Annotated in this window: 10 protein-coding genes and 1 pseudogene; 5 read left to right on the forward strand and 6 right to left on the reverse strand. The window is 57.8% G+C overall.

Annotated elements, in window-relative coordinates; translation table 11 throughout:
• Window positions 1-161: 161 nt before the first annotated feature.
• Window positions 162-1,244, reverse strand: a complete 1,083-nt coding sequence (locus tag NW834_RS04710) for an ABC transporter substrate-binding protein (protein WP_414419300.1) — start codon at window positions 1,242-1,244, stop codon at window positions 162-164.
• A 326-nt stretch (window positions 1,245-1,570) separates the two neighbouring features.
• Between NW834_RS04710 and argS the strand changes: the two genes are divergently transcribed.
• Entirely contained in the window at window positions 1,571-3,367 is a 1,797-nt protein-coding gene (gene argS / locus NW834_RS04715) for an arginine--tRNA ligase (protein WP_414416000.1), read from the forward strand.
• A gap of 283 nt (window positions 3,368-3,650) precedes the next feature.
• Here the strand turns inward: argS and NW834_RS04720 are convergent, their stop codons facing one another.
• Both NW834_RS04720 and NW834_RS04725 read right to left on the reverse strand, forming a co-directional pair.
• Window positions 3,651-4,016 carry a hypothetical protein gene (locus NW834_RS04720; RefSeq protein WP_011433539.1) on the reverse strand — a complete coding sequence of 122 codons (366 nt, stop codon included), beginning with the start codon at window positions 4,014-4,016 and terminating at the stop codon, window positions 3,651-3,653.
• Between the two features lie 37 nt (window positions 4,017-4,053).
• Window positions 4,054-5,730 (reverse strand): hypothetical protein, encoded by a 1,677-nt coding sequence (locus tag NW834_RS04725; RefSeq protein WP_414381722.1) that lies wholly within the window; start codon window positions 5,728-5,730, stop codon window positions 4,054-4,056.
• Between the two features lie 306 nt (window positions 5,731-6,036).
• Here NW834_RS04725 and NW834_RS04730 point away from each other — a divergent pair, with 306 nt between their 5' ends.
• Entirely contained in the window at window positions 6,037-7,065 is a 1,029-nt protein-coding gene (locus NW834_RS04730) for a LysR substrate-binding domain-containing protein (protein WP_414342643.1), read from the forward strand.
• Here the strand turns inward: NW834_RS04730 and NW834_RS04735 are convergent.
• Window positions 6,947-9,400, reverse strand: a complete 2,454-nt coding sequence (locus NW834_RS04735; protein WP_414418687.1) for an ArnT family glycosyltransferase — start codon at window positions 9,398-9,400, stop codon at window positions 6,947-6,949. The genes NW834_RS04730 and NW834_RS04735 overlap by 119 nt on opposite strands.
• Window positions 9,401-9,536: 136 nt before the next feature.
• On the opposite strand from NW834_RS04735, the gene NW834_RS04740 reads away from it, so the two are divergent.
• The 3 genes from NW834_RS04740 (at window position 9,537) to NW834_RS04750 (ending at window position 12,789) form a co-directional block, all read left to right on the forward strand.
• On the forward strand, window positions 9,537-11,114 hold the full coding sequence (locus NW834_RS04740; protein WP_414418688.1) for a cryptochrome/photolyase family protein: 1,578 nt from the start codon (window positions 9,537-9,539) through the stop codon (window positions 11,112-11,114).
• Between the two features lie 75 nt (window positions 11,115-11,189).
• The gene (gene nrdR / locus NW834_RS04745; RefSeq protein ID WP_414328718.1) at window positions 11,190-11,732 is read left to right on the forward strand and encodes a transcriptional regulator NrdR; all 543 of its coding nucleotides are present in this window, start codon (window positions 11,190-11,192) and stop codon (window positions 11,730-11,732) included.
• A gap of 253 nt (window positions 11,733-11,985) precedes the next feature.
• Window positions 11,986-12,789: a hypothetical protein gene (locus tag NW834_RS04750; RefSeq protein WP_414328720.1), complete on the forward strand. Its 804-nt coding sequence runs from the start codon at window positions 11,986-11,988 to the stop codon at window positions 12,787-12,789.
• 210 nt (window positions 12,790-12,999) lie between these two features.
• Here the strand turns inward: NW834_RS04750 and NW834_RS04755 are convergent, their stop codons facing one another.
• Together NW834_RS04755 and NW834_RS04760 are read right to left on the reverse strand one after the other, a co-directional pair.
• Window positions 13,000-13,209, reverse strand: a complete 210-nt coding sequence (locus NW834_RS04755; RefSeq protein WP_414426227.1) for an amidohydrolase family protein — start codon at window positions 13,207-13,209, stop codon at window positions 13,000-13,002.
• 32 nt (window positions 13,210-13,241) lie between these two features.
• Window positions 13,242-13,763 (reverse strand): annotated as a pseudogene (locus tag NW834_RS04760) (amidohydrolase family protein); the annotation flags it as partial.
• Window positions 13,764-13,936 lie beyond the last annotated feature (173 nt).

Raw genomic sequence — 13,936 nt, forward strand, 5'->3', positions numbered from 1 at the left:
CTGCCACGAAAAGCTTTGGGGATACTTCGCGGATGAGGGATCCAATAAGGACGCAGACCGCACCTGCAGCCAGAAATAGCCTCCCAGCAAGCAGGATAAGTTGGCCTGCACCGGCAAGCCAATAGACAGAGGCTTCAAAATCGTTGCTGGCCTAACCCAGATTATCCAATCATCCGCTCAGACTTGGGTGGGAGCAGACTTCCATCAAACACTTGCTCTAGAGAGGGCTTAGTGGGCAAGCCAAAGCCATCCACCACCTGAGCAATCGAGGTTTCCATACGAGCAGGCACTACATCCCCCAAACCAATTTGTCGCACCTCATCGGTAACAAACAGGCGCGGCATTGCCAGGGTAAGGCGCAATTTCTCAATTGCCGTATCCAGCACTTGTCCGTCGGCCTTGGCTTTGTCCAGAAGGGCCAACATATTGCCATCGGTATCACGAATAGTGTCTTGCCAACCCTTGACATAGGCCCGCAAGAAAGCTTTGAATTGCTCAGGCTTCTCACGCAGCAATTGCACACGAGTGATGAGCGCATTGCCGTACAGCTCAAGGCCATAGTCGTTGTAAAGGAAAGCCGTGATGTCCTCCAAGCTGACGCCGCCCCGCACCAGATTGGGCATGGCTGAGGTCATAAAGCCGCTGATGGCATCCACCCGACCTTGGATGAGGAAAGGTTCGCGCAACTGCGGCTCCATAGTTACCCACTCCACCGAGCCCGGATCGATGCCGACTTGCTTGGCAAAGACCGGCCAGAGCCGACGCGGCGCATCCCCTGCCGGTGCTCCTAGCTTCTTGCCCGCCAGTTGGGCAGGCTTCGTGATGCCCTTGCCTTTCAAGGTGTAGATGCCAAAGGGAGAGCGATTGAAGTGGACATAGATCGCTACCAAGGGCACGTCCGGATTTTTGGCATTGAACTCGATCATGGAGTAGGGATCCCCTTCCCCCAGGTCGTACTGGCCAGCGGCAATCTTGGTGATGGAATCGGCGGAGCCATAGCCGCGCTCGTAGGTGACCTCCAGCCCCTCTTCGGCGAAGTAGCCCTTCAAGATCGCCGTTACAAGGGGGGTATCCATCGAAGAGGGCAACCAAGAGAGGGTAAACTTCAGGGGCGTCAGTCCCTGGGAAACCAGAAGCGGCCCGCGGCTCTGAGCCCTCGCCTTTAGCCCTCCAACGGCAACCCAAGAGGCAGCCGCAGCAGCAGACTGAATGAATTGGCGACGCGACGATTTCGGGATGGACATACTAGTAAACTCCACAGCAGCTGTCTCAGCAGAAATCCGCAAGCGGGAAGGCGAGCATTACCGCCAAACAACTTAGCAAAGCAGAGTTAAACTTTTGTATTCGGTGATACTTTGTACCCAAAAGCTTGGCCTAAAGCTCTGTCCCGTCAATTTGTCAGAGCCATCTTCGCAAAGCAGGCGAGCAAAAGCAAAGTTTGGCTGGAGGAGCATCTATTCTTTATCTTTTGTCAGATTTTGTCAGAGCCGGTTGGCTGTCGATATGATGATGCTTTTACTGCCCCAGGCATCCCTGGAACCTCTCTCGACGTCTGCCGACACGAACAGCCATGGCCACTCAACCCGTATCCACCTCGCTGATTCGGTTTCTCACCGCCGCCGTAGCCGAGAGCATTCGACGGGCCTCAGAGGCGGGGCAACTGGGATCCCTGGCCCCCCAGCAAGCCACAGCGATTGCCCCCGTGATCCAGATCCCCAGCGACCCTCGCTACGGCGATTACGCCTGTCCCACCCCCCTGGGCATGGCCAAGCTCTGCCGCCTAGCACCGGCCCAGATCGCCCAAACCCTGCAAAAACACTTGGATCTGCCGGACATCGAAACTCAGGTGGCGGGAGGAGGGTATCTCAACTTCCGGCTGGGGGATCCCTTTTTGGCCGAGCGCCTGCAGGAGCTGCTGCATCTGGGAGAACACTTCGGCAAAACAGCCATTCCCCATCCTGAGCGCATTCTGCTGGAGTTTGTCTCCGCCAACCCGACGGGGCCTTTGCACGTCGGCCATGGGCGCTGGGCTGCCGTTGGCTCTACGTTGGCCAACTTGCTGCACTGGACGGGCCACCAGGTGGAGCGGGAGTTTTACATCAACGATGCCGGCAACCAGATGCGGCTCCTGGGCCAGTCCCTCGAGGTGCGGGTGCGGCAACTGCAGGGGGAAGACATCGCTTTGCCGGAAGATGCCTATCACGGCACCTACTTGATCGAGATGGCCCAACGTCTCTTGGAGCAGGTGAAAGCCGGGATCCGCCCTCTGCCCACCACCCTAGAGGAGTACACCGATTTTGCCTATGGGGAAATGCTGGCCTGGCAAAAGCAGACCCTGCAACAACTACGCACCGAGTTTGATCACTGGTTTAGCGAGCGCCGCCTGCACACCCCCGATCCCCAGACAGGCCTGAGCGCCATCCAGCAAGCTTTGCAGGAGCTGCAAGAGCGCGGCTTTCTCTACAAAGCCAAAGCGCCGCGGGGTGAGGATCCCAAGCCAGGGGCCGAAGAGGCCGTCTATTTCAAAACCCAAGAATTTGGCGACGACAAGGATCGGGTGGTGCAAAAGGCCGATGGTTCGTTCACTTATCTAGCCGCCGATATTGCCTACCACCGGGATAAAGTGCAGCGGGGATATCACCGGCTGATCAACATTCTTGGCTCGGATCACCATGGCTATATCGGCCGCTTAAAGGCGGCGGTGGGTGCCTTCAGCCCAGATGTCAAGCTGGAAATCTTGATTGGACAATTTGTCAAATTGTTCAAAACCGACCCGCAAACCGGTGAGAAAACCGAAGTGCGCATGTCCAAGCGCACCGGCAACTTTGTCTCACTCAATGACCTGATCGAAGATCCAGAAATTGGCGTGGGGGTCGATGCAGCCCGCTGGTTTTTGCTTAGCAGCAGCATGGACAGCCCCATCAACTTCGATTTGGATTTGGCCGTCAAGCAAACTTTCGATAACCCGGTCGTGTATGTTCACTACAGCCATGCCCGCTGTTGCACTCTGCTGCGGCGGCTACAGGAAGAAGAAAAGGTTGAACTGACCAACAAAGTCCCTTTGACGGAGCAACAAAAACTGCCCTACAAAGAGCCAGAAGAGCGGGCCCTGCTGCTGCGCTTGTTGGCCTTGCCGGATGAGCTGATCGCCGCTGCCGAAGAGCGCGCTCCCCACAAGATCATCCGCTATGCAGAAGCCATCGCCGCCGATTTCAACAAGTTTTACGACAACTGCCGTATTTTGCCGCTCTTGAAAGAGGATCCCCTTTTGGCCCAAGCCCGCATCCAATTGGTGCAGGCCACGCAGCAGGTTTTGTTTAACGTCCTCACCGGCATTCTCGGCCTGAGCGCGCCGGAGTCTATGTGATTTACGAAGGAGTGCCGTAAGGCCCCCAGCTCACGCTCTGGGCGGAAGCCAGCTATAGCGGTCGCGAGTAGGTCAATTGTAATAAACCGTTCCACAACGCATAGTCATTTATCTCACCGTCAAGGTGAAACAAACGACCGGTTGCTTCCTGCTAAGGCCTCTGGCCCGCTAGCGCGATCAGTTGAAATAGATGGTAATAAAAACCACGACTGCTATCAGCCCCTTTGATTCCGGTAACGCCGATCCCCGTCTCGATGAGGGAGAGGAGATAGGGCTCAAGCGCCTAAGTTTCGACTCTGTGGGCGCGCAAGAGCAAGTTGGTTCCCAAGTCCTCTTGGGCTGCCCAAAAGGCACAAATCCACCACGAAACCTCGTCTTGGCGATAAATGCCACAGGTGAAAGGATAAGGTTGCAAAATATTCGCCATCTGCGCTAAGGCCGGAACTTCCGCCATGTAGTCGGCCCACACTTGGGGATCCAAGGCTTCGTAGGTGAAATCGGAAGGAAAGAATGTGCAACTGGATTCCAGGCTGGGCCGGTTGGTCAGCAACAATTGAGCAGGATCTGAGGATTCACAGCCCAAGCGATCCCCGATCTGAAAGGTCAGTTGAAACAGGCGGTTAATCAGATCAAATTGCTCAGGGCTCATAAGTTCAGAATTCCTAACTTTCAGATTGGGATGGGCGTTAGAGTTGACAGGTGCGACGGCTGCGCTCCAGCTCCGGCTCGATCCAGGAGAGGGCGAAGTGACTCACACAGGGCAACTGCGGGAAGCGGCGGGCCAGCTCTGCTGTTTGGGTTTCCAGGCTGGGGCGTTGCCGCTGGGCTTGTCCCCATAGACCGGCAATGGCCGGGCAGACAAAGGTTTGGGGAGAGGCCACAGCCAGGACCTGCTCCACCTGCTGCGCCACACAGGAGCTATCCTCGCACTTAGCATAGGCCATTGGGTGCCATTCCATACCCGGATCAAAGCGGTCCCAGGGTTGCAGACGAGCGTCAAACCCTTCTCCTACTGCTTGGTTGCCTTCTGGGAAGAAGACAGCCCCCACCGGGATCCCCAGCCTCTGGGCGGGTTGGGCGGCCTGCTGTAGATAATCGAGAACGCCGTAGCGGGCAAACTCGACGCTCAGCTGCCAAAGCTGCTGCTGCCAACGTTCTTGGCGAACGGCGGCGCTGGGGGTGGGGGAAGGGGCAGGAGTTGGTGCTGCTGCCTCAGAACTGGAATCCGCCGGTTTCTCCAGACTCTCTGGTAAATCTTTTGCAGAGGAAAGCTGATCCCCCTGCCAATTCCTGCTGGCCATGTCTTGGGCAGCCCAGTCCAGTAACTCTGGGGAAAGCGCCCATTTCTCGGTCGGGCTGGGCCAGGGATCCCCTGGCTGCCGCCACCTGGGCTCTTCGGCATAGGTGGCATCCAGATGGAGAACATCTGCCACTGCAATGTAGCCCTGGCTTAGGTAGCGCTCCAGCAATGCCCGACCCGCCGGGTTTTCTGCCAAATTGAGGTAGGCTTTCCGGGCGGCCTCTCCATGAATCCACAAGTCTCGGACGGTGGCTGCCACGCTGGATCCCCCTGAGCCACGCGGATAGCGAATGTAGTCGAAAAGGATCCCATCCGGCTGTCGCTGTAGGATGCGGCGGACTAACTCGGCAAAATCCCGCCGTGCCAAGGGATGAAAGGGATCCACAAACACCTCATCCGGGCTGCCCAAATCTTCCCCAAGGGCTGTTGCCGGATCCAGAACAGTGGTTATGCCGCGACCGTTGCGGGCCAGGGCCACCTGTCGATCGGGCCGTTGTCCGTAGCTGTAACCGAAATTGAGGGAAAACACCCAGGCATAGGCAGATAAGCCGCGGCGTCGTGCCGCCTTCAGAGCCAGATCCAACAAGTCGGCGTTGGGCTGTAAGCTGGGCCAGATCCCTCCTGCGCCATCCGGCAAAATGGAGCGACCATCGTAAAAGGTCTCGATAAAAACGCGGTTGTAGCCCAGGTTTACCACTTGGTCGAACACCTGATCCAACACGCCCGGATTGGCATCACAGGGATGCAGACGTACCCAGATGGCCTGGATCTGGGGCCAGCGTTGGCTGCGGCAGGCAATCAAGGCAGCGCCATGTTCGGCCAAAACTTGGGTGTACTCGGCCCAAGCAGCATTCGACTGGGCAGCCTGCTGGCGCAGTTGAGCCTTGCGCGCTACCTCCTCGGGCGGCTGTCGGCAGTAGGCGTCGAGCCGAGCAGCCAAGTGGGATCCCCTCTGTTCCGCACTGTCTACGGAACCAGAGCTGGGGAAAAGGGAATGGCCGGGCCACAAGAACTGAGCCTGGGCCGTGATTCCGGATCCCAGCAACATCAGCGCGCCCAGCACACCCGCAAGCCAGCGGCTCCCTTTGTTTTTTGGCAGTCTTAGCACCCTCAACCTCCACGAGAATGTCTGCGATCGTACTCTTCTCCTGCCCAGAGAGCGGCTATTGAAAAAAAACAGCCGCCCGTGCCCACACCGGCGCAATCCCTTGGTCGATCTCTACCTTAAGTCCGAGTGGTAGGGGGTTGCTCTTCGGTTTTGCCCCTTCCGCCACTGTGACCGTTAGCCAGGTTCTCCTAGGGATCTCGCCAAAAGGCATAGATTAGCGCTTATGATTTAGTAGTAAACCTTTAGCTTTTCTTGATGTCCATGAAGGCCATTACCTTGCACCAACTGCAAATCTTCGAGGTTGCCGCTCGTCACTTGAGCTTTACCCGCGCTGCAGAAGAGCTTTACCTGACCCAGCCCACGATTTCCATGCAGATCAAGCAATTGAGCAAAGCTGTAGGGTTGCCGCTGTTTGAACAGGTGGGCAAGCGGCTGTATCTCACCGAAGCGGGGCAAGCTTTACACCAAACCTGCGAGAAGATTTTTGAACAATTGAATCAATTCGAGATGACCCTTGCCGACCTGAAGGGGCTAAAGCAGGGACGGCTGAGCATTGGAGTGGTCACCACTGCCAAATACTTTATTCCCCGTCTGCTGGGGCCATTTTGTCAGCAGTATCCCGGCATTGACGTAGCTCTTAAGGTGCTCAACCGCCAGCAGGTTTTGGAGCGGATGAGCAACAACATGGACGATCTCTACGTGATGGGGATGCCGCCAGAAGATCTGGACGTGGTGGCGCAACCTTTTCTGGAAAATCCCTTGGTGGTGATGGCCCCCATTCATCATCCGCTGGTGGGCCAAAAGCGGATCCCTCTGGCGCGCATTGCCCAAGAACCTTTTTTAGCCCGTGAACCCGGCTCCGGCACCCGCATGGCTGTAGAGCGGCTCTTCGACAAGCATAACCTGAAACTCAACATCCGCATGGAGATAGGCAGCAGCGAAGCCATTCGCCAGGGCATTGTGGGTGGATTGGGCATTTCGGTTTTGTCTCAGCATGTGTTGGCCTTGGGGGGGTGGCAGCATCATCTGGCTATTTTGGATGTGGAAGAGTTTCCCATTCGGGGGTTCTGGCATTTGGTCTATTTGCGCTCTAAACGTCTTTCGGTGGTGGCCAAAGCTTTTGCCGACTTTCTTCTTTCCCAGGTTTCTCAAATGGAGCTGGACTTTGTGGCTAAAGAGCAGCACAAATCCAATTCAAATCCCAATCCAAATCCGCTTTCCGGCAAAGAGGCTGAAGCACAGCCGAGAGCTCTTGTCGCAACCCCCGGATCCCCTCAAAGTCGTGAGTGAACAATACTCGCAAAAACCCCAGGTAAGCCCGCGCCCACGCGTCCTCTGGATCCAGCTCGACGATTTGTTGAAAGTGCAACTGAGCTGCTTCCGGTTGCAGCAGCACCGCCAACAGCAAGCCCAGTTGGTAGTGGCTCTGGATTTGCTGGCTCAGTTGGCCTTGGGCAGCAGCCTGTTGCCATTCCCTCTCCAGCAATTGCCGAGCCAAGACGCGATCTGGATCTGTTAAAAAAGTCGGGTATTGCAGGGTTGTCCAGGCATTGAGATAAAGGGAGAGGGCCTGCAGATCCCCAGCGGCAGCAGCTCTGGCCGCCTCGCGGAGAGGAAACAAGGGATCCGTTACAAGGGGGGATCCCTCCTTCGGGAAGCTCGACAGGGATCCTCTCCAGGATTGGTGTAGGGAATGGCGGATCCCTTTGGGCGACTGCCATTCCAGGTGGAGAAGGCCACCTCTTGGGAAGTCGGTTGTGGGCAGCGTCAAGATCTCTTCCACCAGCCAGCCGCCTGTTGAGTTGAGCTGCAGGCGATTCTGCCCCAGCACCCAGGCCCGCTTCTCCAAAACCCGTCCTTGCCCGTCTTCCAGCCGCGCCCAGACCAGCGTTTGGGCCAAGTTCTGAGCTGGGCCTTGCCAGCGTAACTTCCAGGCGGGGATCCCCAGCTCCGACAGCGCCTCAACCTCCACCAGCTCCACCTCCTCAGCTTCAAGAGGCCACTCCTGTACCGTCACCTTTGAAAAGCGAGGGAAGTAAGTGTGCAGCCGACCCACCGTAGGCAACTCCACCGCCGGATCTTGTCGCCAGTCTGGGCTGCTGCGCAGGTGCTGCCGGATCTGCTCCTTAGTCGGGCCATAGGGGCCGATAATCCCCTGTTCCCCTTCCGCATCCACAAACCCATCCAGCAAGGAGAGCTCCAACTCGGGCCAGGGGGTTTGCCCGGCAGCGCGGAACGTGACCGGCCAGCGCTGGAGAGCTGCTAAGTAGGTGAGGGTTTCGGAAGAGATCAGCTCTGTATTGGGGAGAACTCCCAACGTGGTGGTCAAGCCTGGCTGGATCAAGGATTGGATCCACTGGGTCAGCTCCTGTGTGGGGTGCTGCCCCTGCCAATGCATTTGGATCCCCGTCCACAGAGGGGCCACCCCTGGGGTGAGGGGCCGACCCAAATTGGCCAAGGCCAAGCAGCCCAGAACTAGCCCTGCACAGACTCCCCTTTGCAAAGCCCACGCACCCCAGCGTTCCTCCAACCACCGGCAAGCCTTTTGGATCCCGCCTGCTGATAACACGGCCAAGAGAGGCAGCAGGGGTAGGGTGAAGCGCACATCTTTGATGTCCACCAGGGTGTAGAGAAGGTAGCCGGAACCGTAGGTGGCCCACAAGACTGCCTCTCGCCTGTCCAGGGATCCCCACCCGCTCAGCAGCGGCAACCCACACAAAAAAGGGCTCATCTGCAGGGGCAAAAGGCGCAAGTAGGCAGTCCACCAGCACAGGGATCCCGCTGGGCAAGTGATGTAGTAGTGGGCAGTCTCGGCGTAAGCCCAGCCATTGCTGAGCACAAACAGCCAATTGGCCCCATACCAGGGCCAGCACAAAAGCAGCATCACACCCATCCCCAAGGCCAAGTGGGCCAGCCGCGCCGGCCAAGGGATCCCTTTCCACCACCCCACCGCTTTCCCAGAGCGCCAGAGGGCCTGACCTGCAACTCCCACCAAAGGCAGCAGCAAAAACAGCACCCCTGTCCACTTGGTGAGCAGCACCGCCGCCACCCCCGCCCCCACCCCCACCGCCCCCCACCAGGAAGGCTTCTCCCCATAGGCCCACAGCGCCCAAAACGCCAGCGTCACCGCCACCACCAGCGGCAACTCCAACATGTACACGTGGGCCAAAGCCGTGATCCCCGGATAGAGGAGCAGCAGCGCCGCCGCCAGCCAGCCCACTTCCCAGGAGCGATAGACCCGCTGTCCCAGCCGCTGGGTTGCCAGAACCAGAACCCCCAGCAACACCAAGTTGAGCAACTGCCCGTCCGCCCGGCTGAAGGGATGCAGAGCCGCCAAGGGGATCCCCAGCCAATAGGCCAAAGGGGGGTAGCGCTGGTTCAAATGCAAAAACTGCTGCCCCCACAGCCCATCCCAGCGAAACCGTCCCAGGTGAAGCCCAAAAGCCTGCGCCTGCAGCAGATGCTGCGCCTCATCCCAGGCTGGCGGCAAGGGATCCGTCGAATTCCAGATCACCAGCAGCAGCAGGGCCACCATCCCCAGCCCGGCCCACCACCGCAGGCAAGGGATCCCCGGCCTGTGGGGTCTCTCCGGCAATGTCTCTCTCTCCTCGTCTGTACCGTTCATGCTTTGAAAACAATCCGCAGAGATTCAGCAGACATTGGGATCCCTTGCAACTGCCACCTGGCCTTGCCCCCCAGAGCTAAACTCAACCTGTGTCATTCTCAGCGCTCCTCCCATAGACCGAGAGCTTCAGCATCCCATGATCGCTCCATCTGCCGGCCCAGAAGGGGTTTGGATCCTTGCGGATCAACTCCACCCACAGCAATCCGCCCTCGCTTCCCTCTCGACCCTATCCCCAGACCGAGTTCCCGTCATTCTCATCGAATCTCACCGGTGGGCCAGCTCCCGCAACCACCACCAGCAGAAATTGGTGCTGGTCTGGTCGGCCATGCGCCACTTTGCCCAAGAACTGCAACAGCGGGGCTACCCAGTCACCTACGTGGAAGCCGACAGCTATGCCGAGCCCCTGCAAACCTGGGCCAAGCAACATCAACTGCAGCAGATCCGCCTCATGCAGCCAGCTGATATTCCCATCCGGGAGGAGGTGGAAAATCTGAGATCCACCCTCCCCTGCCCCCTCCTGATCTTGGAAAACAACCACTTCCTCTGGAGTACTCGTCAATTTATCGACTGGGCCTCAGGTCGCAAGCGCCTGCTCCTGGAAGACTTTTACCGCGAAGGGCGCAAACGCTTCCGCATTCTCATGGACGGCCCCAAGCCCCTGGGGGGGCGCTGGAACTACGACCGGGAGAACCGCCATCCTCCCAAACCGGGAATGCGCTATCCTCGGCCCCTCACCTTTTCCCCCGATGCCATTACCCAGGCCGTGATCACAAAAGTTAAGCAACACTACGGCCATCACTTCGGATCCTTAGAAGGATTTGGCTGGGCCGTCACCCGCGCCCAAGCCCTGCAAGTGCTTGATCATTTCATTCACGAGCGCCTGCCCCACTTCGGCCCCTGGCAAGACGCCATGCAAGCCGGGGAAGACTTTCTCTACCACTCCCTGCTTTCCCCTTACCTTAATCTGGGCCTGCTCACCCCCCACGAAGTCATTGCCGCCGCCGAACGGGCTTACTATCAGGGCGGGATCCCCCTGCCCTCCGCCGAAGGCTTCATCCGCCAGATCCTGGGCTGGCGGGAGTACATGCGCGGCTTCTACGAATACCAAATGCCCAACGGCTATGCCCAGAACAACTTTTTTGGCCACCAGCGACCCCTGCCAGAGTTTTTTTGGACGGGCAAAACCGACATGGCCTGTCTGCAGCACACCCTGGATCAAATTCGCCGTCATGGTTATGCCCACCACATCCAGCGGCTAATGGTGCTCAGCAATTTCGCCCTCATCAGTGGCATTCAGCCCCAGGCAGTAGAAGCGTGGTTTCAGGATGTGTTTATCGACAGCTACGACTGGGTGATGCAGCCCAACGTCATCGGCATGGGCCTTTTTGCCGATGGGGGCATGCTCTCCACCAAACCCTATGCCGCCTCTGCTCAGTACATCCGCAAAATGAGTGACTACTGCCGCCATTGCCGCTACAATCCCAGCGAAAAGGTTGGCAAACAAGCCTGCCCCATCAATACGTTGTATTGGGACTTCCTGTTGCGTCAGCGATCCCTCTTAGCCCCCTTGGGCAGAATGAAATGGGTATTGATCCATTTGGATCGCATGGAACCGGAGCTGAAGGCCCAGATCCAGGCGCAAGCCGCTGCTTGGTGGGATCCCTTGCAATCTGCACTCGACGAACAGAGTCCATCTCATTTGCAATCTGTCTAAGCACCAGAAGATTAAGCATCCGGTAAAATTGAGGCACCCTCCTACCCACCTGTCGCTTTGTAAGGACTGCAAGCCATGAAATGTCCCCGCTGCAGCAAACAAGAAATCCGAGTTTTGGAATCTCGTTCGGCAGAAGGTGGCCAGAGTGTGCGGCGGCGGCGAGAATGCATGTCCTGTGGCTACCGCTTCACCACCTATGAGCGCATCGAGTTCATGCCCATCATGGTCATTAAACGGGATGGATCCCGCGAAAGTTTCAACCGCAACAAGATCCTGCAAGGGGTGATGCGTGCCTGCCAAAAAACCCCCGTCACCGTCAGACAGATGGAAGAGCTGGTCAATGAGATCGAAGAAAAACTGCAATTGGAAGATGCCCAAGAGGTAACCAGCCTGCGCATCGGCGAGATGGTGCTGGAGCGCCTGCAACACCTAAGTGAGGTGGCCTACGTGCGCTTTGCCTCCGTTTATCGCCAGTTTCAGGGTATAAAAGACTTTGTCAATGAGCTGGAACAGTTGGAACCACCTCTGCGACGGGATCTGGAGCGGCTGCTGCAGGACTCCTCTGCCTCAAATTCCGAATCTCCTGGTTCTCCAGACTTGGTGGGAGAGTATTCGTGACGTGGGAACGACAGCGCAACCTGGGAGCAGCGGAGAAGTGGCGCTTGTGGGCGGGAAAAATTGCTGTGAAGAGATCGCCCATTCCAAAGGCTTAGCGGTATGCTTGGGGTAGTAATTGCGGCTTACACTAACGCTAGAGCTGCACGCCTTTAGGTTGCCGGTGTTCAGCACTATCCTTGGAGATCCCTGATATCTTGGATCCCTCTGTGTCAAGCTGTCCCAGCCCCCTGTCCTTCCGAGTCGATCCCAATTTATGCAATACGGTTTTCGGGGTTCTAGCCCCTCTGGCGCTCGCAACAGCAACAGTAACCCCAGTGGCTTTCGCTCCCCTGCCGCAATGGAGACGGGGCCAGGGGTGGTGCCGATTCAGGTGTATCAACAAGTGGCCGAAGAGTTGGAGTCTGCCCGTCAGCAGGTAAGCCTGCTTTCCTCGGAAAACCAGCACCTGCGCGCTCTGCATCAGCAGTTGTCTGGAGAGCTCGCTGCCATCACCCGAGAGTTCCAGGGGCAATTGGGCCACACCCTGAAGCGCCTGCAGCAAATCAGCCTACGGCTTGCTGACGCAAATGGCCAGGCTGCCCAAGTTGCTGCAGCTTCTGAAGCCTCTTTCCAACAGAACAGCCCGACTGCCAATCCCGGCCAACCGGAAGCCCCTCCCAGCTACGATTTTTTGAATCGCCTCAAGCGCCGACAGGCCCGCAACGAGACCCCCTCCTTCTCATCCAACGGCTTTGCCCCGTCCTCCTTTGATTCCCTTCGCCACCCTTCCACCCACACCTCTGCCGAGCCCTACCCCCGCACCGGCTACCAGGTTCCTTCCCTGGACGAGTTGATGCAGGATAGGGGCGGCCCGGATCCCTATCTCGGCGAGGCAGACTCCTCAGCCTATTCCACCGGCATTTATCAGCGGGTACGGGAGCAACATCACGGATCCCAGGGCTCTGCCGTACTTTGGATGGCCGCTGCAGTCGTCTTAGTCATTGGATCGTTTGGGTTGGGATTTGTAGCCGTACAGCCGTTTTTGCGCAACAACCCACCGCCCGTGCAAGCACCCTGAGAGCTATTCACAGGATGCTCCAAAAGCCCGCTGGCGGGGTTAGGATGCCCCCAATGCGCTCCGCACCACTGACGAATGACCAGGGGTTATATCTGTGATCCAGGCTGTCGCTGCTCCTCTGACGCCTAACACATTCTTCGAGCATATGCCCGACGAGGGCCGCTTTGAGCTGTGCAATAGAGTCACGGTCAAAATGCAGCCCACAGGTTCTCACAAGCAGGTGGCGAGCTTTTTGGCATAGCGGTTAGCGGTGCCCACGCGCAAATCCAGCAAGATCAAATCCGCTTTTTTGCCCACCTCCAAGCTGCCGATTTCCCCTTCCAGACCCAGACAGGCGGCACTGCTTTGTGTAGCCATCCACAAAGCCTGTTGCGCCGGCAGAGCAGCTCTATCCCCCGATCCCAACCGCTGCAGAAACACCGCCAACCGCATCTCCTCGATTCGATTTCTTCAGCCCCCACATGCACACAGTGGGCGGCCAAGGTCTGAGCACTCAGGGATCCCCAGCGTTTCAAACACTGCACCGGGGTCAATCCATAGCGAGCCTGTAGAGTTTCCACTCCCCGGCGAGTTTCCGCCAAGTGGGTGTGCAGCCCCACTCCATACCTTTGGGCTAGAGCGGATCCCTGGACAAAACTCTCAGGATGGCCAGAATAAGGAGCATGGAACCTGACCCAGATGTAAATTTGCCCCTCCCCGCGTCCATGCCAAACCTGGATCAAAGCCTCCGTGTCCGCCAGGGATTCTCCCACTCCCCTCGGTTCGTCGATCACCTGTGGGCTGAGGATCCCTCGTAACCCCGACTGCAAGCTCACTGCTGCTGCTAGATGTCGATAGATGCCAAGAGTAACTACGGATAGGGATCGTGAAGTTGGATTACATCCCCCCCTCTCCCATGCCGTACACGAAGACCGCTCTGGCAGAACGAGCCAACTGGTGTAGAGCAGGTAACATGGCAAGCTAATGGTCGACAAAACTGTTACCTCACTAGCTTGCCTTCACCCAATGGTGTCAGCTTTCAGGTAGAGAGGCTTGACGGAAGCCAACCCCCCTATTGCTTGGGTTCCTCTTGATTGGGTTAGGGTGGTGGGCCTGGCACCGAGCTAGGTTGCCAGCAGGTCGCCCTGCCAGTAGGTTCGCCGCTGAT

It is taken from the genome of Synechococcus sp. R60.1, assembly GCF_047461835.1.
Classification (GTDB): Bacteria; Cyanobacteriota; Cyanobacteriia; order Thermostichales; family Thermostichaceae; genus Thermostichus.

Bases quoted from the DNA above. Each gene is read 5' to 3' on its own strand.
- NW834_RS04720 (WP_011433539.1), bottom strand. From the start codon at position 4,016: ATGAGCCCTGAGCAATTTGATCTGATTAACCGCCTGTTTCAACTGACC.
- NW834_RS04730 (WP_414342643.1), top strand. From the start codon at position 6,037: ATGAAGGCCATTACCTTGCACCAACTGCAAATCTTCGAGGTTGCCGCT.
- NW834_RS04710 (WP_414419300.1), bottom strand. From the start codon at position 1,244: ATGTCCATCCCGAAATCGTCGCGTCGCCAATTCATTCAGTCTGCTGCT.
- argS (WP_414416000.1), top strand. From the start codon at position 1,571: ATGGCCACTCAACCCGTATCCACCTCGCTGATTCGGTTTCTCACCGCC.
- NW834_RS04735 (WP_414418687.1), bottom strand. From the start codon at position 9,400: ATGAACGGTACAGACGAGGAGAGAGAGACATTGCCGGAGAGACCCCAC.
- NW834_RS04750 (WP_414328720.1), top strand. From the start codon at position 11,986: ATGCAATACGGTTTTCGGGGTTCTAGCCCCTCTGGCGCTCGCAACAGC.
- nrdR (WP_414328718.1), top strand. From the start codon at position 11,190: ATGAAATGTCCCCGCTGCAGCAAACAAGAAATCCGAGTTTTGGAATCT.
- NW834_RS04740 (WP_414418688.1), top strand. From the start codon at position 9,537: ATGATCGCTCCATCTGCCGGCCCAGAAGGGGTTTGGATCCTTGCGGAT.